The sequence below is a fragment of the Streptomyces sp. NPDC050732 genome, assembly GCF_040654255.1.
In the GTDB taxonomy this organism is placed as follows: Bacteria; Actinomycetota; Actinomycetes; order Streptomycetales; family Streptomycetaceae; genus Streptomyces.
In genome coordinates, this window is record NZ_JBFAHP010000003.1 from 44,975 (window position 1) to 71,667 (window position 26,693).

Below are 26,693 nucleotides of genomic sequence, written 5' to 3' on the forward strand. Positions count from 1 at the left end.
TGAGCTCGCAGCATCGTCTGTCGCGCAGGTGAGCCCAGTAGGCGTTGACCCTGGCGGCGGGAAAGCGCTATGACGGCCTGGGTGTGCCGCTTGTCTTTGGCACGTTGTGACCGGTGGTTACCGAGTCGGGTCTTGGGAACACGTGCCGCACGCGGCACGGCCTCCTCTGATGCTGGTCAGCGTGAGTGTGATGTCCGTGCTGCACCTGCAACGGCAGCGCCACCGGTCGGTGGTCTTCCCTGGATAGGGCTCCAACGGCTCGATCCCGGCGGAGCGCGCCTCTGCGGCGGCTGCCGCCGGATCGGTTCGGCCGCCGGATCGGGGGCACTTCTTGCAGCCGGTGGTGCCCGACCGGATGGAGGGCAGGCGCGTCGCCACTTCGTTTCCACAGGAACAGCGGCAGCGCCAATGGTCCGTCGTGCGGCCGGGGTACGGCTCTAGCGGCTCGAACCCGGCCGCTCGCATTTCCGCGGACGCCCGCTCGTCGGTGGCCGAGTTGAGGGCGCAGAACCGGCAGCCCCTTGAACCGCTGTTGACGTTGGAGTAGGTGGGGCTGGTTTCGCGACCGCATGTGGTGCAGCGGCACTGCCATGGTGTACTGCTGCCTGGGTAGGGTTCCAGCGGTTCGAGTCCGGCCGTGCGCATGGTTTCGCCGGCCTTCGGTGCACTCGTGGCGGTGCGTTTTGCCTGAGTTTCTTTCGCCCGGCAGATGCGACAGCGCTGGCCCGCGTTGCGGATGGCGTTGAACGTCGGACGTCCCTCGTGCCCGCAGGTCATGCAGCGCGAGGGCCAAGTCGCGTTGGTGCGGCCGGGATACGGAACGAGTGGTTCGTATCCGCAGGCCCGCATTTCTGCGGCTGCGGCCTCCGCGTCGATGAGGACTGCGGCACGAGGTCGGTCACCGACTCGGGGCGCATAGGGGTCCGCCGAGTTCCGGGTTTCCTCGTCGACCATGGTCCAGACCTCGGCCGCCGTGACGCGGGCCGCGGAGCAGGTTTCGGTCCAGCCGTTCGGCATGACGTCGCTCGTGAGGAAGGGAATGAGTCCGGCCTGGCGCAGGCGGCCCAGCACGGCCTGCTCGACGTCGTAGGCAGCCGCGCCGGTGGCGTATTCACGGGCCTGATGCAGTTGCCAGCCTTGGCGTTCGTGTTGGATGAGGCGCGAGGTGTAGCCGGTGCAGGCACCGATGCCGATCTTGACGGCTTGCCACTCGCGGTGGGTGATCACGTAGACCTTCGATGGTCGTGCCAGATCGATGCCGTGGGTGGCGCAGAACTTGCATCCGCCACCGGTACGGATTTTCATGAGCGTCGGGGAGACCTCGTTGCCGCAGGTTGTGCAGCGGCATCGCCACGCAGTCATCGAGGTGGCATAGGGCTCCAGCGGCTCCAGCCCGGCGGCACGCATGGCAGTCACCGCGATGTCCGGGTCGGTCCTTCTGCCCGCTGCGGTCCTCATGTCGGCACAGTGCCGACAGCCGCCCTGGCCCGCCAGAATGCCGCCCAGACTCGGTGACGTCTCACGCCCACAGCCGTTGCATTGACACCGCCACGCATTGTCGCGACGCCCGCCATACGGTTCGAGCGGTTCCAGGCCAGCGGCACGCATGAGGGCCTCGGCTTCGTCCGCGGGCCAACGGCGTCGGCCACCTGGGGAAGGAGGGCAGTACGGGCAGGGCCGAAGGCCGCGTCTGAGGTTGCTCAACCTGATTTCGACGCTACGGCCGCACGCGAGGTGGCGGCAACACCATAGGCCGCTCGGTCCTGGGTAGGACTCCAGCGGCTCTAGGCCGAAATCCTTGGCCTCGACTGCGGCTTGGTCGCCGTCCGTGCGCGGCATTTCGCGGCGACGTGACCATGCCCGGCTGATGCCCTGCCCTGCATTCTTTCGCCCGCACGGGCCGCAGCCCCCTTGTCCGCGCTTGACCGACCCATGAGTGGGCGTCCCGACGGTGCTGCAGTTTGTGCAGCGGCAACGCCAGGGGATGTCGGTGCCGGGATAGGGCTCCAACGGCTCCAGACCCGCCGACCTCATGAGGGCAGCGGCCTGGTCGGGATCGACCGGAGCGTTCGGCGCGCACCATCGGCACGGCCCCCCTCCGCGCTTGATGTACGAGTAGCGAGGCTTGACCTCGCGACCGCACGGCACGTGCTGGCAGCGCCAAGGCGGTGTCGCACCGGGATACGGCTCAAGCGGTTCCAAGCCTGCCGAGCGCATCAACGCCACAGCTTCCTCTGGAGGAACCGGCGCAGTGCCTGAGCAGTAGCGGCAGCCGCCCTGTCTGCCCGAAGCGATGTTGCCCAGCCGCGGTGTCACTTCTCTCCCGCACGCTTCATGGCGGCAACGCCAGGGCTTATCACTGCCTGGATAGGGCTCCAGCGGTTCGAGCCCGGCTTCCCGCATGATCAACACCGGATCGCGCGGATCCTTCCGCGGACGTCCCGTCGCCACTCAGCCTCCCCCTGCATTGTTCACTTCCGAGGGAGGATCGCATGTGGCACTGACAACGGCCTTGTTCACGCTGGGGGGGGGCGGGCCGACTTCGCGGCGGCCTTCCGCCCGGCCACTTCTGCTGTCCCCTCTCGGCGGTTCGGGTGCTGCCTCCGGGCATTGGACGGGTCGCTGCGCCTGTGGGCGGGCGGTTCGCGGGGGGTAACGTCCTCCGGCATATATTGGTCCGCGACTGGTCCGAGTGGATCTTCACTGGGCGCCAGAGAGCGACTGGAAGAAACCAACGGATTGCATTGGGTAGCTGTCGTGTCGGGCTGCCTGGAGCGCATCGGCACCTCCAGGCAACCGACTTGAGACTCTAGAAGAACCCAAGTTTCTTCGGGCTGTATGAAACCAAAACGTTCTTCGTCTGCTGGTGGTACAGCCGTCGCACGCACGCTGACCAGCGAAAACTGCGGTGCCTACGGCTTGTTGGACGCGACTGGTCCGGAAATGGTCCGGATCTTGGTGCCCGCCGCGCCCACGAGGGTTCAAGTCAAGGCCGGTGAGGGTGTGCGGGGTGGATGGATAGGCGGAGTTTGGGGGGTGGGGCCGTACGGACATCAGCCGCGCAGGATTGGCGCCAGATTGTCGGTGTGGTTCGGCGCTTTCTGGCAGACGCCCGGGCCGCGATTCTCGGTCGTCCCGAAGGACGACCGCCATCCGGGATAGGGATGTCGCCGACGGCAGCCGTCACGCTGTTGCGATCCTCAGCCGCCTAGAAGGGCGACCGTCATTTGTCGGGTCCGAACTATCGCCGACGCGCTTCAGAGGTTGCGATCCTCGGCCGCCCCGAAGGACGATCACCATCGAAGCCTGCGGTCAGCATGCCGCCGGCCTCGCACGAGTTGCGATTCTCGGTCGCCCCAAAGGGCGAACGCCCTGCCGTATCCGCGCGAACGCCTCGGATCGACCAGGCCCGTTGCGATCTTCGGTCGCCCCAAAGGGCGACCGGCATTGGAGAGCGCGCGGCCGACTTGGGCGATGTATTCGATGTTGCGACTCTCGGTTGCTCCGAAGAGCAACCGGCATATGGCGAGAACCACGCCTCTGCATGAGTAGCGGACGTTGCGTTCCTGGCTGCCCTGAGGGTCGACCGCCATGCTGAGCTTATCCACGATGGGGCCGGCGACGATGTGGCTGCGATTCTCGGCCACCCCCGAAAGGCGACCGCCATACGATCGGGTCCGGGACCTGGCGGGTCTCGGAGCAGTTGCGATCCTTGGCCGCCCCGAAGGGCGCTCGCCCATTGGCGCACCTTCTTCCCGAAGTAGGCCGGGTTCAGGTTGCGATTCCCGGCCGCCCCGAAAGGCGACCGCCATGCTATTCGCGTCATACGACCGCGTCTCGTCTTACTGGAGTTGCGATCCTTGGTCCTCCCCAAGAGTAACCGCCGCAGGAGGCCGGCGGGGCAGGCGACCATCAATGTGCCGTTGCGATCCTCGGCCGCCTCGAAGGGCGACCGCCATCCGCCTCCTCGGGCGCGGCGGCCAGCAGCTTGCGGTAGTTGCGATCCTCGACCGCCCCAAAGAACGACCACCATACGGATCCAGATCGACTCTCCGAGTACGTCCTCGATGTTGCGATCCTCGGTCGTCCCGAAGGGCGACCGCCACCCGTGACCCGTGAAGTGCCTCAGGGCCTTCTGATCCAGTTGCGATTCTCGGTTGCCCCGAAGAGCGACCGCCACTCTGGGTCTGCGTTCACTGGCTCGGGCTGGAGGTGTTGCGATCCTCGACTGCTACAAAGGACGACCGCCATTGGCCTGCTGGCCAGCATCTACGGCACCCACAGCAGTCGCGGTCCTCGGCCGCCCTGAAGGACAACCGTCATCCGACCTCCCTCCGGTCCTGTTCATCACTGGAACCGGTTGTGATCCTCGGCCACCCCGAAGGGCGACTGCCATCCGAGCGACGCAGGTGCGCCCGCCGGAGTGGTGGACGTTGCGATCGTCAGCCACATCGAAGGGTGACCGCCATCTGGCTGGAGACTCATGTGCAGGTGGCTGACCTGTGCGGTTGCGATCTTCGACCGCCCCGAAGGGCAACCTCCACAGAAGCAGGCCCTGTGTGTCGGCCGCGAGCTTGGCCTCGTTGCGATCCTCGGCCGTCCCGAAGGACGACGCCATACGTCGCCGCGTTCGGAGATCTCGCCGTCGGGGACGTAGTTTCGGTCCTCGGCCGCCCCGAGGGGCGACCGCCATCCGTGCTCGAAGGCGAGCCGATAGCCCGCGTTGAACGTGTTGCGATCCTCGGCCGCCTCGAAGAGCGACCGTCATCTGACGAAGCTCGGGCGCAAGCACGGCTTCACGGTGTTGCGATCCTGGGCTGCCCAGAAGGGCCACCGCCAAGCTGCGCCTCGATCGCCTCGTCGGCGACCGATCGGTTGTTGCGATCCTCGGCCGCTCCTAAGGGCAACCGCCATCTGCGTGAATGACGCCGACTTCGTGCCCGCTCCCACGGCTGCGATCTCGGCCCGCCCCGAAAGGCGACTGCCATTCGGTGCTCACCCCCGTGAGGGCCTTGTCGAGGCCGTCGTTGCGATCCTCGGCCGCACCGAAGAGCGATCGCCATTGAGGTGATCGTCTCACCTGTGACGACTCGGTCCTTGTTGCGATCCTCGGCCGCCTTGAAGGGCGGCCGCCATCCGGGTGCGCCCTGCAGGTCGCCACGTACAAGCAGTGGTTGCGATCCTCGACCGCCCCGAAGAGCGACCGTCATGCCTGACGGCGGTCCGGCGGCTGACGCCGTTGTGATCCTCGGCCTCCCGACGGGTCACCGCCATGACTGAGGCGTCCAAGTACCAGCCCGAGCGGAAGCTGTTGCGATCCTTGGCCGCATGAGAAACGATCACTGCGTCGCAACGCAAGCGTACTGGTTGAGCGGCTACTCGGTGGTCTGAATGGTCATGTGGGAGGTTCGATGCCTCGTTGGGAGTGGTAGGAGCCGACCCACTGGTGCAGGTCACCGGCGATTGCGATGGCGTAGCTGGTGTTGATCGCCAGTTCCAGTTCCCGTTTGGGAATGGATGCCATGTGTTCCTGCAGGGCTCGGTAGGTCGCTGGCGTTGGGAGGCCGCGGCGGAGCTGGTCGATTGCCTTCTGGGCGGCCTGTCGGGCTTCTACTTCGAGGTGGGGACGGATGACGACTACAGCCACGGAGTGCTCGTTGGCGATCATCCGCATTCTGTGTGCGACCTCCGGGTACTGCAGCTTCGCTCGCAGCGCCTCGATGACTTCCCCGGTGGCTCCGTTTGGGTCCTTGGAGTGTTGTCCTGCCTGGAGGCGGTAGCGGTGCTGGTAGTACGAGCGGAGGGCGTCCAGATCGTCGGGATCAGCCAGACCGTCGCCGAAGCGGCGGGAGGCTGCTGCGATGGCGCACGTATTGTAGACCATCTCCGGTTTGAGGCCGTCTTGAGGGTCGAAGACGGTCATGACACTGTCCTTCGCGGGGCGCTTGCCCTCGCGGTTGATCCGTCCGGCGGCCTGCTGTTCGGACTCCGGTGTTGATCTGGCGCGGTATCCGCAGGGGAAGTCGAGGTTGACGCCGGCTTCGATGAGAGAGGTCGACACGAGGAGCGTTTTCAGGCCCTTCTCCAGACGTTGTTTCGTCGCCTGGATGGTTTCTCGGCGGTGGCCGCCGGTCATGCGGGTCGACAGGTGCAAGATGCCTGGGTCTTCGTCGCGGTTCGTAGTGCACCAGAGGCGATGGATCCGGCTGGCGTCCTTGGTCCCGTTGACCACGACGAGGGCCTGATCGTGCTCGGCCGCCTCGGCGGCGATGCTTGCGAGGGTCACGTTCGGGCCGGTCCGCCATTCGTACCTGACCCGACGCAATTGTTCGAAGAGCGGCGCAGGGTCGGCGACGACGTTGCGCTGTGGGAGGCCGGAGCGCCAGGGATTCAGTGCGGCGAGTTCCGGCTGGGTGGCCGATGACAGCACGAGGGTCACACCGTAGTGCTCCACGAGTTCCCGCAGGCCCGAGAGGATCGGCGTCAGGAGCCCGTCGGGAAGAGCCTGGACCTCATCCAGGACGATTACAGAGTTGGCGAGTCGGTGAAGCCGACGAGCGGCCCAGGAGGTGTTTCCGAAGATCGTTTCGATCAGACGGACGGTGGTGGTGACGATGAAGGGGGCGTCCCAGTTCTCGGTCGCCAGTTTCGCCCACCGGTTCGGCCGACCAGGCTTCTTGCCGTGGCGCACGTTCGTCGAGGGGGCGGCGGACTGCCGTGCTTCGACATTTTCGGCAGAGTGGTGTTCCAACACCACCGATGGTCCTCGCTCCGGGTCCAGGAGGCTTCGGTACTCCGCTGCGTTCTGCTCCGTGATCGAGATGAACGGGACTGCGACGATGACGCGCCGCAGTCCGTGCAGGGAAGCGTGGCGGAGGGCGAAGCCTCCGCCAGTGAACGTCTTTCCGGCGCCGGTGGGAAGGTGCAGCCGGTACACGCCAGGATTGCCGGCGGCGGCCTCAAGAGCCTCCTGATAGACGTTCTCGCGGAGCTTGTCCAGCCAGGAGGTTCCCTTGGAGCGCTGGCGCTCGCCGATTGCCTCCTGCCGGCGAGTTTCGTAGCGTTCCCACAGTCCATGCATCCCGACGTGTGGCCTGATGTGTGTGCCGGGCCTGAAGTGGGCGGTGGTGTCGAGCCGGTCGGCATCAACCACGGCCGAGTAGGTCATGCGGACCAGCATTTCCACAGCGACCTTGTCGCGTGGGTCGAGCCAGTCCGGGGCGGCCGGGCATGAGCCGTCCAGGATTTCCGGCATGACCGCGGCGACACGATGGATGGCTTCGTCTACCTCACTGGAGTCAGCCATCAGGGCTTTCAGTCGGAGCCGGACTTCCGACCACGCGGACAGGCCGGTGTGGTGTCCCTCGATCACACTGGCACAGGGCAGCAGAACGGGGACCTGCTCGGCCGCCCGGCCGAACAAGAGCGTCCCGGCGCCGTTGTGCGAGGGCCGTCTGACCTTGCGACCGGTGGTGACTTCCTCGATCAACCCCTCCTGCCAAGCGCAGGCTCCTTTGCCCGTGTCGTGGTCGCGTCCGAGCCGGTAAGCAAGGTCCCCGCCTCCCCATGGCTCGGCGAACTGACGAGCCAGCTCGCCCGTCCCGCAGGCGTGGTCTTCGTACGAGTGCCATGTCCCTTGATGGCCCGGTGAGTGGGCCACGAGCCTGCCCTCGTGGGTCGGTATTGAGTCAGCTAACACATCAACTCTACTACTAACAAGCATATTTGACTTTCCATCAGTTATACGCTGAGATCCGACCGGATCGCCGTATACCCCTCGAAGCGCACAGTGCAGACCTCGGGGTCGCGCGACGTAGGGAAGCTATCCGCAGGCACTGACAACGGCCTGCGCCAGCAGGCAGGGAAGGGAACAAGTACATGACTGCGTCACGTCCCCGAAAGCAGCGCGAGGAGAGGGATGACCGGCCACTTCATGTCCAGGTGGAGGTATGGGGACCGCTGGCCTGCTTCACCCGTCCGGAACTCAAAGTCGAACGTGTTTCCTATCCGACCATGACCCCTTCCGCGGCGAGGGGACTCCTGGAGGCCATCTTCTGGAAGCCGGAGATGACCTACCGCATCGAACGGATCGAACAGCTCAAGCCGGTGAGGTGGACCCGCTTCCGGCGCAACGAGGTCAACAACTCGATCATCACCAAGAATGCCTACGAGAGCCTGCGGGCCAACAACGGCTACTACTACGACGTCGCCGAAGACCGCGGCCAGCGGGTCACCGTCGCCCTGAGCGATGTCGCCTACCGCATCCACGCGACCATCCACGCCACCGACCTATGCACCGCGCCCCTGCCGAAGTACCGCGACCAGTTCGACCGCCGGCTCGCACGGGGCGCCTGCTACGAGCAACCCCACTTCGGCTGCCGCGAGTTCGCAGCCTTCTTCGGGCCCCACGGATCGGCGGAGGAAACCGGAGCGGTTACCCCCATCGACCAGGCTGGCATTCCGCCCATCGACGAACTCGGTTTGATGCTCCACCACATCGAGTACCTCCCGAAGGGCAAGGAGCGCTACCACTGGTTCCGGGCCAGCCTCAAGCGCGGAGTTCTTCACGTGCCCCACCGCCCGCTCGCCCCAGTCGAAGTCAGAGGCATGCCCGGCGCCGAGGGCCGCGCCTCCGCGGAGGAGGTGGCCTAAAATGCTGCTCCAGAGCCTCGTCCGGCAAGCCGACAGCCGCCAGGACGACACCCCCGAGTACTATCTTGCACGCCGGGTCATGTGGCAGATCGACCTCTCCGGAACCGGCACGGGGAGCACCGAACCGCTGGTCATCGACCTGCGTCAGGAAGAGCGGAAGATCACCGCCCCGTACACCGGCCGCTCCGGGTCCAAACCAACACCGATCCTGTTAGCCGACACCGCACAGTTCGCGCTCGCCCACCCCGGCATGATCAAAGGATCGGACGGGGAAAAGATCCTCTCGACCAACTCTGCCGACATCGCCAAGGCGAGAACACGGCACGCCGCCTACCGTGACCTGGTCACCTCCTGGTGCGACGACCACCCGCATCTCCTCCAGGCGCAGACAGTATCCGCGTGGCTGAAGAACCAGCTGTCGACCGTATGGCCGCTGGAGATGGACAAGGACCACCTCATCGCCATCAGCGTGGACGGCGAGTGGATCCACGACCTGCCGGAAGCCAAGAGCTGGTGGGCCGACACGGTCAAGAAAGCCAAGAGCGGGAAGACGGGCAAAGCGAACCAGGGACTCTGCCTCGTGTGCGGACACGTCATGCCCCTGCTGTCCACGCTCCCGGTCCCCATCAAGGGCATCCCCAACTCCGGAATGAACACCCAGCTGGTCTGCCTCAATCAACCCGCCCACTTCCGGGCCGGCACCAAACAACTCGGTGCCACCCCCATCTGCGTCGACTGCGGAACCAAGTCCGCCACCGCCCTGAACACACTGCTCGCATCCCCCGAACACCGCGCCTATGCCGACGACTCCGCCATCGTCTGGTGGACCCGTGATCCCGACGCCGACACATCCATGTGGACCCTGCGCGACCCCCAGCCCGAGGAGGTGGCCCAGCTCGTCGCCGGCCTCCGCCACCCCCAAAGGGGGCAAGATGCGCTGACGGTCCTCGATGAGGATGCCTTCCACGCCCTCACTTTGCGGGTGAACACCAACAGGGTCATCGTCGCCGACTGGATCACCATCCCCGTCCCCGAACTGAAACAGAGACTCGGGACCTGGTTCGCCGACCAACAGACCTGGGACGGCTGGAACAACGCCAACACCTACTGGTCGGTCTGGCGACTCGCCCTCGCCTGCGCCCGCTGGGACAAGCACAGGAACAAATACATCGACACCACTGTCCCCAAGCACCTCCAGGCCGACCTCACGAAAGCCGCACTCCACGGCGCCGCACCACCAGCCCATCTCCTGCCGGTCCTCCTGCAACGCATCCGCGCCGACCATCATCTCGACCGGCCCCGCCTCGCCCTGCTGCGCCTCGCCCTGATCCGTACCACCACCCGCCACAAGGAGCTCTGTGTGCCCCAGCTGAACCCCCAGTCGACCGAGCCCGGCTATGTATGCGGACGGATCATGGCCATGCTCGAAGCGATTCAGCGCAAGGCCATGCCCAAGGTCAACACCACTATCACCGACAAGTACCTGAGCACCGCCGTAGTCTCCCCCCGAGCCGTCCTCACCCGCCTCCGTATCGGAGCACGCCCGCACCTGCGCACCATCGCCCGGGCCAGCGAACCCGCAGCCAAGGCCATGGACAACAGACTGCGAGACGTCTTCGACCTGCTCGACACCATTCCCGCGCACCTGAGCGCCGAGCAGCAGGCCCTGTTCATCCTCGGCTACGACCACCAGCGAGCCCACTCCGCACGCGCTGCGGCACAAGCCATCAAGGCGCGGGAAGCCGGCAAGGAACTCGCCGCAGAACAGCAAGCGGACGCCCTTCCCGAAGCCGCCGTCGAGGACGCCGACGCTTCGGACGACACCCTCTGGTGACGGACGCCCCGCCGCCAGCTTCGCCACGACGCCACAGCCCCGGAAGGACACCGAGCACAACCATGACCGACGCGCACCTGGACCCCACCCGCAAGCACGACTACGTCTTCCTCATCGACGTCAAGGACGGCAACCCCAACGGTGACCCCGACGCCGGAGGCATGCCCCGCACCGACCCCGTCACCGGTCAGGGCCTCATTACCGACGTCGCCCTCAAGCGCAAGATCCGCAACACCATTACCCTCGTCCACCAGGGCAAGCCTGGCTTCGAGATGTACGTAGAGCAAGGTGTCGCCCTCAACCCGCAGATCCAGCGCGCCTACATCGAAGGGGGCGCCAAGGAAGGCGAAACCGCCACCGCGCAAGAATGGATGATCCGAAACTTCTGGGACGTGCGCCTGTTCGGAGCCGTCATGTCCGTGGGCGACCAGAAGAAGCACGCCGGCAGGGCCCGCGGACCCATGCAGCTCACCTTCTCCCGCTCCATCGACCCCGTCACCCCACTCGAGGCTGGCATCACCCGTGTCGCCCCGAACAAGCCCGAGGACCTGGCCAAGGGCAAGGTCACCGAGATGGGCAACAAGCACTACGTCCCCTACGGCCTCTACCGCGGCCACGGCTTCTACTCCGGAGCCCTCGGCGCCAAAGCCCGAGTCGCCCCGGAAGACCTTGCAGCCTACTGGCAGGCCCTGACTATGATGTTCGACCACGACCGGGCATCCTCCCGCGGCGAAATGGCCATCCGCGGCCTGTACGTGTTCTCCCACGCCGACGCCTACGGACGAGCCCCCGCCCATAAGCTCTTCGACCTGATCCGTATCAAGCCCCTCGGCCATAGCGAGGCACGATCCTGGGACGACTACACCGACCGGATCACCATCGACGAAGACAACGTGCCCGCCGGGGTGACCCTGACCCGACTAATCGACTGAACTCACCTGCCGGCTGCTTGGAATCGCAACATCTAAGCCACCTGGTGTGACATAATTGGAAGATTAATGACGGTTACCCGTCAGGGCGGTCGGGGATCACAACCTCTTGGCCGAGGACCCGGGGCGGATTAATGACGGTCGTCGTCTGGGCGGCCGAGGATCGCAACGTCGACAACTGCGGTGCGCGCTTCCCATTCCGATGGGAGTTGCGGTTGTCTTTGGGACAACCAAGGATCACAAGCGCCCATTCGTCTTCGCCGCCGAGCAGGGCGACGGGCGTCGGTCGTTCCCCGGGACAGCCGAGGGTCGCAACGCCCCTTTTCCTCAGAGCACCGCGAAACACTGCTCAGGTGGCGGTCGTCCTCCAGGGCGCTCGAGGATCGCAACGCATTGGTCTCGCCTCCGTGCTCGCCCGGGACCACGTGGCAGTCGTTTTCCAGGGCAGCCAGGAGTCGCAACATCATAGCCGGGGAAACTATCTCACCGACCCCTACGTGGCGGTCGTCCTCCGGGACGGCCGAGCGTCGCAACCAATAGCGCAGACCACCGCGGGCGAGCTGGAATTCCGGCTAGCGGTTGCCCTTCAAGGCGACCGAGGATCGCAACCACATAGTGGCCGGCCCCATCGTGGATAAGCTAAGCCGTGGCGGTCGCCCTGTAGGAGGCCGAGGATCGCAATGGCAATGTTTACGGCGGTGGGGTGGCAACGATCGCCCGCAACTTGATCGCCGGGCGGGAAGAGAGAGTTAACAGGGAGGGTGGCGGCCGTCTTTCGGGACGGCCGAGGATCGCAACTACTGGCGACAGAAAAACCTGCCGTTCCCGTCCGACTGGCGGTTGCCCTCGGGAGTAACCGAGAATCGCAATGGCACCAAAGCCGAAGACCTGGGTGCAGCTCTGTTTACACTAGACCCGATCTATCGGAGTGGCTGAGGATCGAAACGTCTTCGACGTCGAAACCCTGGGCCAACACCGGGGCGTGTGCCGGTCGCCCTTCAGGGCGGCCAAGGATCGCAACATCAACACTCGGATGATCGAAGGTGTCAAGTACGCGGTGGCGGCTGTCCTGCTGGACGGCCGAGCACCGCAACAACGAGTACTTCACAAACGTCCGGAAGTTGGATGTGGACATAGCGGTTGTCCTCTGGGGTGACCGGGGGATCGTAACATTGAGACCGTGGAAGATAAGGGAATCATCAAAGCCTGTGGTGGCTCCCCTTTCAGGAGGCCGAGGATCGCAACGCCCCAGTCGACGAGCAGGCTGACAACATGTACGGAGCAGCGGGCGTTCTTCGGGGTGACCGAGGATCGCAACTCCACGGGCTCTCTCCTCAGGACAGGGTGTCGGGCCTGGCAGTCGTCCTCCGGGAAGGCCGAGGATCGCAGCTATCAGTGGGTCGACACGGCTGACCGGGCTTGGACCGTTGACGGGCGTCCGCCGCAACCGAGGATCGCAACCTTGAGTACATCGGGCGAGTGGGCCGCGCATTTGCCACATGGCGGCCGTCCTTCCGGACGACTGGTGATCGCAACCGAGTCACCGAGATCGCCCGTATGCTCGGAGTGCCGCCTCGTGGTCGTCTTTCGAGACGGCCGAGGATCGCAACAATCCGGCTGCCGAGCCCAACATTGCGGACAGCTCCTGTGGTGGTCGTCCTCCGAGACGATTGAGGATCGCAACACGAAGACGATCGGCGGCTACGCGGGCGGCGGTTACTGAGCTTTCGGTCTGGGTGTCGTGAAAGTGAGTCCGGTTGCGGCGAGGCATCCATCGATGACGTCGCTGCGGTATTGGGTTGCTCGGAGAGTCCGCCGCAGGGCGCGCATGAGGTGGTCCGGGTCGGTGAATGCGATGTTGTTCTGACCTGCGCGGCGGACGAGTGACCAGATGCCTTCGACGGGGTTGAGATCGGGTGCATACGGCGGTAGTTGGAAGGAGACGATCCAGTCGCATGAGTCGATGAAGGTGCGGAGCCGGGCGTCAAGGTGCACGTTCAGGTTGTCCCAGATGAGGACGAGCGGGGCACCGAGTTGTCGGTGGGCGGCGATCAGGAGGTCGCGGTAGTCGGTCCAGGTGAAGCTGCGCCGACCACTGTGTTTGTGGTCCGGGTGCCGTTTGGGTCTGAAGATCAGCCGGGAACGTTCGCCGGGTTTGTAGCAGGTCAGGGCCGCTATGGAAAAGCGGCGCTGGGAGCGTCCTCGCACCCGGATTACCGGTGTGTGCCCGCGTCGGGCCCAGGTGCGGGAGGTGGGCGGCGTCATCGAGAATCCGGCCTCGTCCTCAAAGACGATGAAGGCTCCGAGCGCCGCCGCGGTGCTTCCACCTGCGGCCACGTGTCCTTCACCCAGCCGGCGACCTTCTCCTCGTCACGTTCCACAGCACGCCGGGCCGGGACCTGATGGCTGTATCCGTGGCTGCGGAGCATCTCCATGATGGTCGACAGCGCGAGGGTCTTGTGGAACCGGCGCCCGATCAGTGTCTTGATCCTTGCCAGGGTCCAGGTCTGGTCCGGCCAGCCGTGCGCGAGTGGCCCCTTGGCCAGCTCCTGTTCCAGCACGGCGAACAGGGTCTCACTCAGCTTGGGACGTGCCGCCGACCCCCGGGAGCAAAGTGCTTGCGTGCCACCGTGCTGCCAGGCCTGGCGCCAACGCTGCACCGACCGCACACTGACCCGCAGCTGCTTCGCCACCATCATGTTGTCCTGGCCGGCGGCGAACATCTCGACCGCCTCCATGCGGATGCGCTCGCGAAATGCCCGCCCTTCGTCGGTCAAGCCACCGCCTTGCGGATACCTCATGCTTCGGGCATACCGCAACGATCAGCTCACGTCAGCCCTCCACGACACCACGCCCGAAAGCTCAGTAGCGAAACCGGGGATTCTCCAGAGCATTGAAGTTGTTCGCACCCGGCTGCGCTTGGCGGTGGAGCCGTGGCGGACGCAGTTGGCAGCGCCGCAACGCATTCGTGAGGAGGCAGTAGCGCGGATGTTGCCACCTGCTGGCACGTCAATGACCGCGCTTTCATGCCACGGCTATGGCTGCCCGCTACGCAAGTTCTCCCTCCGGGCCGCTCGCCCGAGTGTCGTGAGGAAAACCGCGCCGCGTCGACCCTCGATGCCTCGCTGCCTCTTCCCGTCCGCTCCATGAGGTGTGGCCGTGCAGAGCTGGGGAGCTGTGCTGCGTATGTGGGCCTGGATTTCCGGCATGAAGCCTTAACGCACATGAAGGTGATATTGCATGGCTCGCCCTCCCGCGCTGAAGCTAGCCGAGGTTCTGGCGGAGATCCGCATGAGTCCGTCAGCGTTTTACCGAATGCGCGCTCGCGGGCAAGCACCCCACATGATCAAGTTGCCCAATGGTGAACTCCGGTGCCGTCGCGCAGACCTGGACGCCTGGTGGGAAGCATGCGAGAGAGATTCTGACACTTGGCGATGAGCTACAACGTCCGCTCTGGGACATACGCGAGCGCCCTGGCCGGCGCAGCCGCTTCCAGGTGCGGTGGACGGTCAACGGGCGCGAGAATTCAGAATCGTTCAGCACTGTCGGGCTCGCCGAGAGCAGGCATGCGAAGCTCATGACGGCGGCGCGTGATGGCGAGCCGTTCGACGAGCACACGGGCCTGCCGGCGTCCGAGCTGCGGGCTATCAAGCAGCGGACGACGTGGTACGACCTTGCCCACGAATACCTCGACCAGCGGTGGGACCGCACGCCGGGAAACACCCGCCGCACCCTGGCCGACGCATTCGCCACGATTACGCCTGCTCTGGTGCACCGGGGCGCAAGTTATCCGGAGCCGCGGGTGCTGCGGCGTGCTTTGTACTCGTGGGCGTTCAACAAGAACGCGTGGGCCCAGGAGCCGACCGAGGAGTGGCGGAAGGCACTGGACTGGATCAGGCGGAACTCCCTGCCGGTCAGCACTCTTGCGGAAGCCGATGTACTGCGGCGGGCATTGGACGCTCTGTGCCGCAAGGTGGACGGCAAGGCCGCTGCGGCCAAGACGGCGCGGCGCAAGCGGGCTGCGTTCAACGAAGTGCTCAACACCGCTGTGGAGAAAGGTTACTTCACGGAGAACCCCCTCAACGGGCTCAGGTGGAACGCTCCGGCCGTCAACGAGGAAGTGGACCCGGCTGCCGTCCCCAATCCGGCCCAGGTCGCCCGCCTGCTCACGGCGGTCGCCGAGCTGCGTGGGCGCGGTCCTCACCTGGAGGCGTTCTTCGGCTGCATATACTACGCGGCCATGCGACCGGCGGAGGTCATCCACCTTCGGCTCGAGCAGTGCCATCTGCCCGAGACCGGGTGGGGGATGCTTAACCTTTCGGGTGGCGTCGTCACCGCAGGAAAGGAGTGGACGGACGACGGCGCGGTGCACGAGGTGCACTCGCTCAAGCGCCGTGCGGCTACTGCAACCCGGCCGGTGCCCATCCCGCCGCAGTTCGTGCGCATGCTCCTCGCACACATCGAATGTTTCGGTGTGGCGCGGGACGGTCGGCTGTTCCGGAACCAGGCCGGCAACTACGTGGACGCAGCCGCGTACGGCACGACGTGGGCGCGGGCACGGAAGTACGTCCTGACGCGCACGGAACTCGCCTCCGGCCTGGCCAAGCGGCCCTACGATCTGCGGCACGCCGGGATCTTGTTCTGGCTGTACTCCGGTGTGGACCCTGCCGAATGCGCTCGCCGCGCGGGCCAGAGCATCGAGGTCCTCTTCCGCCACTACGCCCAGTTCCTGGACGGCGTCCGGGAGCAGGCCAACCGCCTCATCGAGCAGTCCATGGCGGAGTGGGACCGCGTCAGCCAGGGCGGGGCGTCTGCCGGGTGAGCCGGGATCTGGACCGGAAATAGACCGGAAGAGCTGGTCAGGAACGCGATAGCGGAGGGAGAAACTGGGAGTTACAACGCAAACTGGGCTCTGCGCTGAGCGGGCCGAGTGGAAGGCGCCTGACGGGCAAACGCCCAGGTCAGGCGCCTTCTTTCGTGCTCCTAGAAGAAGCCGAGCTTCTTCGCCGAGTACGACACCAACAGATTCTTCGTCTGCTGGTAGTGCTCCAACATCATCTTGTGCGTTTCACGGCCGATGCCTGACTGCTTGTAGCCGCCGAACGCCGCGTGCGCCGGGTACGCGTGGTAACAGTTCGTCCAGACGCGGCCCGCCTGGATCGCGCGGCCCGCCCGGTACGCCGTGTTGATGTCACGCGTCCACACACCCGCCCCCAAGCCGTAGAGCGTGTCGTTCGCGATCTTGATGGCGTCGTCGAAGTCGTTGAACGAAGCGACCGAGACGACCGGCCCGAAGATCTCCTCCTGGAAGATCCGCATGCGGTTATTGCCCTCGAAGATCGTCGGCTGGACGTAGTAGCCCCCTGCCAACTCGCCCTCGTACTCGACGCGCTGGCCACCCGTCAGGACCTTGGCGCCCTCCTGTTGCCCGATGTCCAGGTAGGAGAGGATCTTCTCCAACTGGTCATTGGAAGCCTGCGCTCCGATCATGGTGTCGGTGTCGAGGGGATGCCCGGCCTTGATCTGCTCGGTGCGCGCGATCGCCGCCTCCAGGAACTCGCTGTAGTGACCGCGCTGCACCAACGCCCGCGACGGGCAGGTGCACACCTCACCCTGATTGAGGGCGAACATCGTGAAGCCTTCGAGAGCCTTGTCCCTGAAGTCGTCGTTGGCCGCCCACACGTCGTCGAAGAAGATGTTCGGCGACTTGCCGCCCAGCTCCAACGTCACCGGCTTGATGTTCTCGGAGGCGTACTGCATGATCAGCCGCCCCGTGGTGGTCTCCCCGGTGAAGGCGACCTTGGCGACGCGCGGACTGGACGCCAGCGGCTTTCCCGCTTCAGCCCCGAAACCGTTGACGATATTGACGACCCCCGGCGGCAGCAGATCGGCGACCAGGCTTATCCAGTAGTGGATGGAGGCCGGGGTCTGTTCGGCGGGTTTCAGGACGACGGCGTTCCCGGCGGCGAGCGCCGGCGCCAGTTTCCACGTGGCCATCAGGATCGGGAAGTTCCACGGAATGATCTGCGCGACGACACCGAGCGGCTCGTGGAAGTGGTACGCGATGGTGTCCTCGTCGACCTCGCTCAGCGAGCCCTCCTGCGCACGGATGACGCCCGCGAAGTACCGGAAGTGGTCGATGGCGAGCGGAATGTCGGCAGCCAGCGTCTCGCGGATCGGTTTGCCGTTCTCCCAGCTCTCGGCCACCGCGAGCTGTTCGAGGTTGGCCTCCATCCTGTCGGCGATCTTCAACAGCACGTCCGCACGCGCGGTAACGGACGTACGCCCCCACGCGGGCGCCGCCGCATGCGCCGCGTCCAGCGCTCGCTCGACATCCTCCGCGGTGCCCCGGGCGATCTCGGTGAAGGTCCGGCCGTTGACCGGACTCGGGTTCTCGAAGTACTGGCCACGGGCCGGCGCCACATACTCGCCGCCGATGAAGTGGTCGTAGCGCGACTCGTAGGAGACGATCGCGCCCTCGGTGCCGGGCGCTGCGTAACGGGTCATCTTGGCTGGCCTCCCGTGGCAGGCTGCCCGCCGTTGGGCAGCTCTCGCCCGGAGGGTAGAAGCCCGGACGTTGCATCGACGTTGCGAACCTTTCGTCGTACGTTCCCCGCGTTGGCGTGGGGTGCGGGGTGAGGGGTCGAGGGACTGAGTACTGGGCTCCGAGGCCCTTACGTGAACGCGGGGGAGGGGCTAGCGGGTGGCCCGCGGGCGCTCGCATCCCGGTGACGTCAACTCGGCGTCGAGCTCCTTCAAGCGGGCCAGAACCGGCGCTGTCGGACGCAGCGCGGCCAGCGACCGCCACACCGTCAGGTCATCCTCCCCCCATGGAGTGTGCGCCCAGTCCGCGAGCAGATCGGGGTCGTTGCGGTCGACGAGCGCCGCGCGCAACTGGTCGGCGAGTCTGCGGCGGAGCCGGACAAGTGCGGGGGCCTGCGACTGCGGCAGCAACGGACCGGCATACGCGGCCGCGGCCGCCGTCACCGCCCCCGCACCCAGCCGACGCTCGACCGTGTCGACGTCACACGCGACGGGCACCGCCAGCCGGTACGGCCGCGACCGCAGCAACTCACCTCCAAGCACCCGTCGCAGCCGAGCCATCTCAGCCCGCAACGTCACCTGCGGCACCGACTCGTCCTCGTACAACGCATACAGCAACTCGTCTCCTGTCAGGCCCTCCGGATGGCGGGCCAGCAGCACGACGATCTCGCTGTGCCGCCGGCTCAGCCGCACCTTGCGCCCACCCGCGAGCAGCAGCGCCTCATCACGGCCCAGAGCGGCCAGTTCCACCCTTTCGCCTGCTCCCGCAGGCGGAGCCAGCAACGCCAGATGGGACTCGGCGGCCCGCGCGACCGCCTGCACAAAGGCGAGACTGTGTGGGTGCGCGAGCCCGTCACCGCCGGTGATGTCGACCGCGCCGATCAGCCGCCCCGTCCGCGGATCGTGCACGGGTGCCGCCGCACACGTCCACGGCTGCACGCGCCGCATGAAGTGCTCGGTGGCGAAGACCTGCACCGGCCGGTCCACGGCGACCGCCGTCCCCGGCGCGTTCGTCCCCATGGCGGACTCCGTCCACCGCGCGCCAGGCACGAAGTTCATCCGTCCCGCCCGCTGCCGCGTCACCGCGTGGCCCTCGACCCACAGCAACCTGCCCTGTGCGTCGCACACGGCGAGAAGGTGCTCCCCGTCCGTCGCGAAGCTGCCCATCAACTCACGGAACAGCGGCATCACCTTCGCCAACGGATGCTCCGCCCGGTATGCCCTGAGGTCGCCGTCGGTGAGTTCCACCGCGGCGCCGGTGGCCTCCGGACTCACCCGCGCCCTGGCCGACCGCCGCCACGACTCGGCCACCACCGAACGCACGGGACGGGAGATCGCCCCCACGTCAGTGAACCTTTCATGGGCCCGGCGCAGCACCCGCACCCGCTCGACGGGGTCAGTGCCCGGCTCCAGGGCCACCCATGGATCGGTCAACTCGGCCTCCCGGGACGGCGATGCGGTGCTGCCATCGTCGCCCCGGAGGCGGAAGCCGACAAGGACGCGTTGCCTCAGGCGAAGTTCACAAGACGGAGATAGCGCGACCAGTCCCAATGCGGCCCGGGATCCGTGTGGTCCGAACCGGGGACCTCATGGTGACCGATGATGTGCTCACGGTCCTTCGGGATGCCGTACTTCCCACAGATGGCGGCGGTCAGCGCTGCGGACCGCTCGTACATCGCGTGGGTGAAGTACTCGGGTTTGTCGACCCACCCTTCGTGCTCGATACCGATGCTGCGTGTGTTGTAGGTCCAGTTCCCCGCGTGCCAACCGATGTTGCGTTCGCGGACGCACTGGGCGATGTGGCCGTCCTTGGACCTCACCACGTAGTGGGCCGAAACCTTCTTCGCGGGGTTCTGGAAGATGGTGAGTGTGTCCGCATACGTCTCCTGCGTGACGTGGATGACCACATAGTCGATGGGGTAGCTGGTGGGGCGGTTGGACGCCGTGTAGTTGGAGGTGCTGGCCGGCACCCACTCGGCCAAGGGGTAGTCGACCGCTCGGGCTCCGGCCGTCGCGCGGGTGGCGGGCAGGAGCGCGGCGGGTACGGCTGCGGCCATCGCGCCCTGCAACAGCCGACGCCTGCTCGGGGAGCGTCTTACTCGATCCATGACGGGGGCCTGCCTCTCGGTGGGGGAACGGCTTGACTGGCGCTGTACTTGAGGAGCTCATCGGGGTGGTGAGCTCGACTGCGGCTGAGAGACGCAGCGCCGGTCTCCGGACGGGAGTGGCCGCCCTGGCGAAAGGCGCTGGTTCTCAGGAGGGAAGGTGGTCCGACCCACGTGATCGTGAGGAGGACAGTGGGAGTGAGGCGTACAGCGGTAGTGCGGCGGACACCTGGCGCAGGCGTGCGTGCAGGCCGCGGTGAGTCTCGCGTGCGGGCAGCCACTCCTCGCGGAATCCGTAATCGCGAACCAGCCACTGCACCAGGTCGAGCTGGGATATTCGGAACGCGACCTGGCCCCTTCCGCGTGGATGACGCGGCAGGCCGGCGACACCGTAGCTGTCCACTTCGTGTCTCCCGACGTTGTCGGCTGTCGAAACTGCGCTGCAACCGTGGCATCGGCGCCCCGCGTGAATTACGTTACGGCGCTCGGCGGTTGGGGCGGAAGGGCATCGCTTGAATCTGTGCATAGCGGCGTGATTGTGGATATCTCGGCCACCCGTTCGGGGGAATCCTCTCGGCCGCCCGATCGGGGAATCCCGGGGGAGCGCAGCCCCGCGCTCCCTACCGCCCTACGTCTGCCCGCCCGCTCCCATCGGCACCGACGCTCACACCCGCTGGATCGTCCAGCACTGCCCGCGCCACCGAGTGCGCTGCTCCCAGCAACGGGCCGTCCGGCCCGAGCCCGGACACCGTGATTCCGCAGGCCCGGCCGGCAGTGCGTTCCACCAGTTCCTGCTGAAGAGCGGGCAGCAGCCACGGCGCGAGGCGCGACAGCGCGCCGCCCAGCACCACAGCCTGCGGATCCAGCAGGTTGACCGCGCCGGTGAGGGCGATGCCCAGGGCTGTTCCGGCGCCGCGGAGCGCTCGCCGCACTGTCTCGTCGCCCGCGGCGGCACGGTCGGCCAGGAGCTTCCCCCGTTCCTCACCGTGGCCCAGGCCTGCCGCGCGCAGGACCGCCTCCTCTCCCGCGTACTGCTCCAGACAGCCGCGGCCCCCGCAGGGGCAGGCCGGCCCGTCGGGGTGCACGGGCACGTGCCCCAACTCGCCCGCGAATCCATGTGTTCCGAGAAGCAGCCGTCCGTCGACGACGAGTGCGGCGCCGATGCCGATCTCAGCGGAGACGTGCAGGAAGTCCTGGGGCGATGCTTCGCCGAGCCACAACTCGGCGAGGGCACCAAAGTTGGCCTCGTTGTCCACTGACAGCGGCAGCTCTGTGGGGAGAAGCCGGCTCAGATCGATGTCGTGCCAGCCGAGGTTGGGAGCGCGCACGACCGTTCGGGTGTCGCGGGCGACGAGCCCGGGCACGGCCACCGCGAGGCCCGCGGGGGACAGGCCTGCCCGGCGGGCCTCCGCGCTCACCCGGTCCACCAGAATGGCGAGTTCCTCCAGCACCGGCACGGGTGAGCGTCCACGATTTCCGGCCCGCCGCACAGCGCGCGCACGGACCTCCCCGCGCAGATCGACGGCGCACGCCGCAAGGTGATCGACACCCACCTCGGCGCCGATGCCGACAGGCCCCTGGGCGCTGACCGCAAGGGCGGACCCCGGACGGCCCACCCGACCCGGCCGCTCGGGGCCCAGCTCGTCCAGCAGCCCGGAGCGGATCAGCTCGTCCACCAGCGTGGAAACGGCGGCCCGCGTCAGCCCGATGCGGGAGGCGACGGCGGCACGGGACAGGGGGCCGTGCGCCGCCACGGCGTGCATCACCCGGGACAGGTTGCGACGGCGCATCGCCTGCTGGGTGTCGGGGAGCCGCGCGCCGGACGTACCCCGGTGCTCTTCGTGCAGCGGTGCGGTCATGCCTCGGTCAGTCCTCACTCCCCATGGGGCGCCCTGTCCAGGAGCGGCGCCGCGTCGGAGAGTACCCCGGAGATCCGGGCGAGCGTCGCTTCGTCCCGCTCCACGGGGTCGAGCACGGGCCCTTGGGCCGTGCCCCAGCGTCGCGCGATCGCGCTGGGGTCCTCACCGGTCAGCACGCCCGCCGCCTGTGCCGCGGCGCCGAGCGCGACGAGCTCCTGCGCCTGCGGGACCTGAACGGGACGTCCGGAGAGGCGCTGGACGGTTTCCTGCCAGGCCGTGCCGCGTGCTCCGCCTCCGATGAGCAGCAGGGGGGACGACCGGTCGGCGTCGGGGTCCAGGACCAGGTCGAGCGCGCCGAGCAGCGAGTGCACGGCCCCATCGTACGCCGCTTGGAGCAGTTGCCCGGGTGACGTGTCGTGGCGCAGACCGTGCAGCACTCCGGAGGAGTGGGGCAGGTTCGGCGTGCGCTCGCCGTCCAGGTAGGGCAGCAGCGTGACCGAGCCGCCCGGTTCCACGGCTTCGCGCTCCAGGCTGAGCAGCGCGGCCACTCGGTCGACGGCCTGCGTGCAGTTGAGGGTGCAGGCCAGCGGCAGCCACGCGCCGCGTGCGTCGGCGAAGCCCGCGACAGTGCCGGTCGGATCCGCGGGACGGCGCTGTGAGACCGCGTACACGGTGCCAGAGGTGCCGAGGCTCAGCACCGGCGTGCCGGGGCGCAGGCCGAGCCCCAGGGCGGCCGCCGCGTTGTCGCCGGTGCCGGGGGCGACCAGTGTGCCCTTGGAGAAGGGCAGTTCGGCGCCGTCCCGTACCGTTCCGACGACTTCACCGGGGCGTGCGACACGGGGCAGCAGCGCCGGATCGAGGCCCACCATGTCGAGGATGCCCTCGTCGTACTGCTCCGCTCCCGAGGCCCACCAACCCGTTCCGGAGACGTCTCCGCGGTCGGTGGTGCCGAGACCTGTCAGGCGTTCCGTGAGGTAGTCGTGGGGCAGACGCACCGCGGCTGTGGCGCGGGCCGCGGCGGGCTCGTGCTCGGCGAGCCAGGCCCATTTCGTCACGGTGAAGGACGGTCCAGGGACGCTGCCGACCCGGTCGGCCCACACCTTGGGGCCGCCGAGACGCTCGACGAGGCTCCGGGCCTGCGGCGCCGACTGCACGTCGTTCCAGAGCAGAGCCGGCCGCACCGGCCTGCCGTCCTTGTCGAGCGTGACGAGCCCGTGCTGCTGGCCACCGATGGACACCGCGGAGGCTTCCCGGGCGGCTGGGCCGCAGTGTTCGAGAGCCGCGCACAGAGCGTCCCACCACTCCTGGGGATCGCTTTCGCGGCGCTCGCCCGTGCTCACGCGGTGCGGAGCCTGGCCGCTCGCGACGACCCGGCCGGTGGCCGCGTCGACGACCAGGGCCTTGGTGGACTGCGTGGAACTGTCCACGCCGACCACGAGGGGCCCCTGGGCTGCGGGCGCTGATGACATGACGGTCTCCGTTCCTGCGGCTGTCTCCGGAGAGGTGTACCGGAGTTTTCTTCCACGACCTTCCCAGCGGCGTGCTCGGATACTAATTTGTAAAGGGCCATGACGAAATAGGTGAGGGAGCCGCACATGAACTACCAGCCCACTCCCGAGGACAAGTTCAGCTTCGGTCTGTGGACCGTCGGCTGGCAGGGCAGGGACCCGTTCGGGGACGCCACCAGGGCCGCGCTCGACCCGGCGGACTCGGTACGGCACCTCGCTGAACTGGGTGCCTACGGAGTGACGTTCCACGACGACGACCTGATCCCCTTCGGATCATCCGAATCAGAACGGGAAGGCCACATCAAGCGCTTCCGGCAGGCGCTCGATGCGACGGGTCTCGTCGTGCCGATGGCCACCACGAACCTCTTCACACACCCCGTCTTCAAGGACGGCGCCTTCACCGCCAATGATCGCGACGTACGCCGCTACGCGCTGCGGAAGACGATCCGCAACATCGACCTCGCGGCCGAGCTGGGCGCATACACCTACGTCGCGTGGGGAGGCAGGGAAGGCGCCGAGTCCGGCGCGGCGAAGGACGTGGGCAATGCGCTGGACCGCATGAAGGAGGCCTTCGACCTCCTCGCCGAATACGTGACCACGCAGGGCTACGACCTGCGGTTCGCGATCGAGCCGAAGCCGAACGAGCCCCGCGGCGACATCTTGCTGCCCACCGTCGGCCACGCCCTCGCGTTCATCGAGCGCCTGGAACGGCCCGAACTGTTCGGCGTCAACCCCGAAGTGGGCCACGAGCAGATGGCGGGCCTGAACTTCCCGCACTCCATCGCCCAGGCGCTGTGGGCGGACAAGCTCTTCCACATCGACCTCAACGGTCAGACGGGCATCAAGTACGACCAGGATCTTCGGTTCGGCGCGGGGGATCTACGTAGCGCGTTCTGGCTGGTCGACCTTCTGGAGAGGGGCGGTTACGACGGTCCTCGGCACTTCGACTTCAAGCCGCCGCGAACGGAGGACTTCGAAGGTGTGTGGGCGTCGGCCGCGGGGTGCATGCGCAACTACCTGATCCTGCGGGAGCGGGCGGCCGCGTTCCGGGCCGACCCCGAGGTGCGTGAGGCGCTGCGCGCCGCACGTCTGGACGAACTGGCGGTCCCGACCGCCGAGGACGGACTGGCCGGCGTGCTCGCCGACAGGAACGCTTTCGAGGCGTTCGACGTGGAGGCGGCCGCAGCGCGCGGGATGGCTTTCGAACGGCTCGACCAACTGGCGATGGACCACCTGCTGGCGGCTCGAAGCTGAGCGCGCTCCACAGCCGACGCTCCGTCAACTGGTGCGCGGGGGTCGCCTTGTAACCGGTTGGAGGCGACTCTTGATGGCATGACCGTGCCGCCCGTACCTCCGCAGCCCCCTCCGCCACCGCCCAGTGGCCCACCATCAGGCGGAGGCGGGTTCGGCCCGCCGCCAGGAGGCGGTTACGGGCCGCCTCCTGACAGTGGGGGCCGGCCGTCGGCCCCGCCCCCCGGCGGGCCTTCAGGGCGGCGTAACGGCCTGCTCGTCCTGCTGGCGATCATCGTGGCGGTGGGAGCCGTCGTCGCCGTGGTCCTCGTGGCCACCGGCGACGACAGCGACGACAAGAAGGAACCCGCCGAGACAAGCGAGAACACCACACCGGAACCAACGCCGTCGCTCAGCGTCCCGTCGCAGATTCCGACCGAGCTGCCCACTGGTCTGCCCAGCGGCATCCCTTCTCTGCCCACGGATTTCCCGTCGCTGCCCACCGACTTCCCGAGCGACCTGAACTCCCTCCTGCCCTCCTCGTCCGCGGATGGCCAAGTTCCGTACATCAAGCCACTGTCCTGACAGGACGTCGCCGCGAAGAGTCAGTACTTTTCCGGTAGCCGGACGTACGTCACCGTGGTCTCCACACCGCTGTCGACCAGTCGCCCGCGCTCGTCGAAGGCCTCGGGCCCGTCGCTCATCCCGAAGTCGTTGTCGTTGATCAGCGCGAGGGTGAGGCTGTCCACCTTGGCAACCCCCTCGATCTTGCCGGGCACGCCGTCGACGGTCCCGAGGTCGACCAGCAGACGCTTGCGGAGGACGGGCACTCCGGAGACGGCGGGATCGTCGAGCTGCTCCAAGGAGGGACTGGTCGTGGCCCTGTCCCACTTGTCACCGAGGATGTCCGACCTGCGGTCCAGAGTCACGGCCTGGAGCCGCGCAGCCTTGTCGGTCCGCTCCTGTACGAGGAGCCGGTCGCGCCCGATGGCTACTACGGAGGAGATCTTCAGTTCGGAGGTGTCGTCCTCACCGGGGTCCACGACGCCCACGGCGTCGAACCGGTAGGCGTACTCGGCGGTGACCCTCTGCTTCGCCGGAGAGAAGCGCAGCAGCCGTGTCGTGCGCGAATCGTCACCCGCGTCCTGGTCGGGGAGGGCCAGCGGGCTCTGCACGGCCATCACGAGGTCACCGCCGGGGAGTCGGGTGAGGCCTTCGAAACCGCGGTTCGTCTTCCGGTGGAGCAGAACACCCGGCAGCGCCTCGACCACCGGGTAGTCGGCGCCGCGCAGCTTCAGCCCCCGGGGGACATAGCGCTTGATGACCTTCCCGCGCGCGGAGACATGGATCAGCGAAGGACCGTACTCGTCGGCCAACCAGAAGCTGCCGTCCGCGGCCCGCACGATGCCTTCCGTGTCCAGGCCGTTCGGGTCGTACGAGACGGGGGCCTTCGCGTCATACGTGTACGGGGCCTCGTCACGTCCTCCTTGGTTGGGCAGGCCTGTGACGGGCTTTCCGGAGGACGTCGTGAGCGGCAGCGCGGAAACGACCTTGACCTTGCCCTCCTGCACCCGGATCTTCACGATCGCCGGGTCGAAGCCGGGGACCGGGAAAGTGCGGCGCTTCTTTCCGTCAACCTTGATCTGACCGTTCGGCCCGCGGTCGGTCACCGCCCAGAACTCGCCCTTGCGGCCCGCCGGATAGAGATCGCTGCCTATGCCGCCGAGATCGACACCGCGATCGTTCTTCACCGTCCCAGGGAGCAGCGCGTTGCTGAAAGAGCCAAGAGGAATGTCCCCGAGCGTCGCGGCTGCGGTGATCCTCACGTCACCGTGCCCGCCGCTCGCCTGCCCGCCCGACGCGGTGCCGGCCGCCGTGAGAGCGGCAATCATGGCGAGCGGTATACCGGCGGCTATGGAGCGGCGGACGCGCCCCTCACGGACTGCGTGCGGGAACATCGGGGGCCTCCTGGGGCATGTGTTCGGTGACAGCGGCCAGACTTCGCCGCCGCCACGAACACGAAAGGGCCACCG

At 67.1% G+C, this 26,693-nt stretch carries 17 protein-coding genes and 1 pseudogene; 7 read left to right on the plus strand and 11 right to left on the minus strand.

Going from position 1 to position 26,693, the window contains the following annotated elements:
• Window positions 1-117: 117 nt before the first annotated feature.
• Both AB0H82_RS03670 and AB0H82_RS03675 read right to left on the minus strand, forming a co-directional pair.
• Window positions 118-1,458, minus strand: a complete 1,341-nt coding sequence (locus tag AB0H82_RS03670) for a hypothetical protein (protein WP_362988379.1) — start codon at window positions 1,456-1,458, stop codon at window positions 118-120.
• Between the two features lie 3,937 nt (window positions 1,459-5,395).
• Complete coding sequence (locus AB0H82_RS03675) at window positions 5,396-7,723, minus strand: CRISPR-associated endonuclease Cas3'' (RefSeq protein WP_362988381.1); 2,328 nt, start codon at window positions 7,721-7,723, stop codon at window positions 5,396-5,398.
• Window positions 7,724-7,878: 155 nt separating this feature from the next.
• Here AB0H82_RS03675 and cas5c point away from each other — a divergent pair, with 155 nt between their 5' ends.
• The 3 genes from cas5c (at window position 7,879) to cas7c (ending at window position 11,418) form a co-directional block, all read left to right on the plus strand.
• Entirely contained in the window at window positions 7,879-8,652 is a 774-nt protein-coding gene (gene cas5c, locus AB0H82_RS03680; protein WP_362988383.1) for a type I-C CRISPR-associated protein Cas5c, read from the plus strand.
• A gap of 1 nt (window position 8,653) precedes the next feature.
• Entirely contained in the window at window positions 8,654-10,486 is a 1,833-nt protein-coding gene (gene cas8c / locus AB0H82_RS03685; protein ID WP_362988385.1) for a type I-C CRISPR-associated protein Cas8c/Csd1, read from the plus strand.
• 62 nt (window positions 10,487-10,548) lie between these two features.
• Window positions 10,549-11,418 (plus strand): type I-C CRISPR-associated protein Cas7/Csd2, encoded by an 870-nt coding sequence (gene cas7c, locus AB0H82_RS03690; protein WP_362988387.1) that lies wholly within the window; start codon window positions 10,549-10,551, stop codon window positions 11,416-11,418.
• A 1,713-nt stretch (window positions 11,419-13,131) separates the two neighbouring features.
• On the opposite strand, the gene AB0H82_RS03695 is transcribed toward cas7c, so the two are convergent.
• Window positions 13,132-13,680, minus strand: coding sequence for a transposase (locus AB0H82_RS03695; protein ID WP_362988816.1), 549 nt, complete (start codon window positions 13,678-13,680; stop codon window positions 13,132-13,134).
• Window positions 13,677-14,216, minus strand: coding sequence for a winged helix-turn-helix domain-containing protein (locus tag AB0H82_RS03700; RefSeq protein ID WP_362988389.1), 540 nt, complete (start codon window positions 14,214-14,216; stop codon window positions 13,677-13,679). Before AB0H82_RS03700 ends, AB0H82_RS03695 begins: the two co-directional genes overlap by 4 nt.
• A 439-nt stretch (window positions 14,217-14,655) precedes the next feature.
• On the opposite strand from AB0H82_RS03700, the gene AB0H82_RS03705 reads away from it, so the two are divergent.
• A complete protein-coding gene (locus AB0H82_RS03705) occupies window positions 14,656-14,853 on the plus strand; it encodes a helix-turn-helix domain-containing protein (RefSeq protein ID WP_172387188.1) in 198 nt (65 codons plus the stop codon).
• Complete coding sequence (locus tag AB0H82_RS03710; RefSeq protein ID WP_362988392.1) at window positions 14,774-16,237, plus strand: integrase; 1,464 nt, start codon at window positions 14,774-14,776, stop codon at window positions 16,235-16,237. Before AB0H82_RS03705 ends, AB0H82_RS03710 begins: the two co-directional genes overlap by 80 nt.
• A 161-nt stretch (window positions 16,238-16,398) precedes the next feature.
• Here AB0H82_RS03710 and adh read toward each other — a convergent pair whose 3' ends face one another.
• The 6 genes and pseudogenes from adh to xylB form a co-directional block, all read right to left on the minus strand.
• Window positions 16,399-17,922: an aldehyde dehydrogenase gene (adh, locus tag AB0H82_RS03715; RefSeq protein ID WP_362988394.1), complete on the minus strand. Its 1,524-nt coding sequence runs from the start codon at window positions 17,920-17,922 to the stop codon at window positions 16,399-16,401.
• Between the two features lie 189 nt (window positions 17,923-18,111).
• On the minus strand, window positions 18,112-19,392 hold the full coding sequence (locus AB0H82_RS03720) for a GAF domain-containing protein (RefSeq protein WP_362988396.1): 1,281 nt from the start codon (window positions 19,390-19,392) through the stop codon (window positions 18,112-18,114).
• A 74-nt stretch (window positions 19,393-19,466) separates the two neighbouring features.
• Window positions 19,467-20,066 (minus strand): peptidoglycan recognition family protein, encoded by a 600-nt coding sequence (locus AB0H82_RS03725; RefSeq protein ID WP_362988398.1) that lies wholly within the window; start codon window positions 20,064-20,066, stop codon window positions 19,467-19,469.
• A gap of 145 nt (window positions 20,067-20,211) precedes the next feature.
• Window positions 20,212-20,415: pseudogene (locus tag AB0H82_RS03730) on the minus strand (hypothetical protein); the annotation flags it as partial.
• A 268-nt stretch (window positions 20,416-20,683) separates the two neighbouring features.
• Window positions 20,684-21,922: an ROK family transcriptional regulator gene (locus AB0H82_RS03735; RefSeq protein WP_362988400.1), complete on the minus strand. Its 1,239-nt coding sequence runs from the start codon at window positions 21,920-21,922 to the stop codon at window positions 20,684-20,686.
• Window positions 21,923-21,936: 14 nt separating this feature from the next.
• Complete coding sequence (gene xylB, locus AB0H82_RS03740) at window positions 21,937-23,391, minus strand: xylulokinase (RefSeq protein WP_362988402.1); 1,455 nt, start codon at window positions 23,389-23,391, stop codon at window positions 21,937-21,939.
• A gap of 126 nt (window positions 23,392-23,517) precedes the next feature.
• Here xylB and xylA point away from each other — a divergent pair, with 126 nt between their 5' ends.
• The gene (gene xylA, locus AB0H82_RS03745; RefSeq protein WP_362988404.1) at window positions 23,518-24,684 is read left to right on the plus strand and encodes a xylose isomerase; all 1,167 of its coding nucleotides are present in this window, start codon (window positions 23,518-23,520) and stop codon (window positions 24,682-24,684) included.
• A 279-nt stretch (window positions 24,685-24,963) separates the two neighbouring features.
• Window positions 24,964-25,245, plus strand: coding sequence for a hypothetical protein (locus tag AB0H82_RS03750; RefSeq protein ID WP_362988406.1), 282 nt, complete (start codon window positions 24,964-24,966; stop codon window positions 25,243-25,245).
• A 20-nt stretch (window positions 25,246-25,265) separates the two neighbouring features.
• On the opposite strand, the gene AB0H82_RS03755 is transcribed toward AB0H82_RS03750, so the two are convergent.
• Window positions 25,266-26,618, minus strand: coding sequence for an esterase-like activity of phytase family protein (locus tag AB0H82_RS03755; RefSeq protein WP_362988408.1), 1,353 nt, complete (start codon window positions 26,616-26,618; stop codon window positions 25,266-25,268).
• Window positions 26,619-26,693 lie beyond the last annotated feature (75 nt).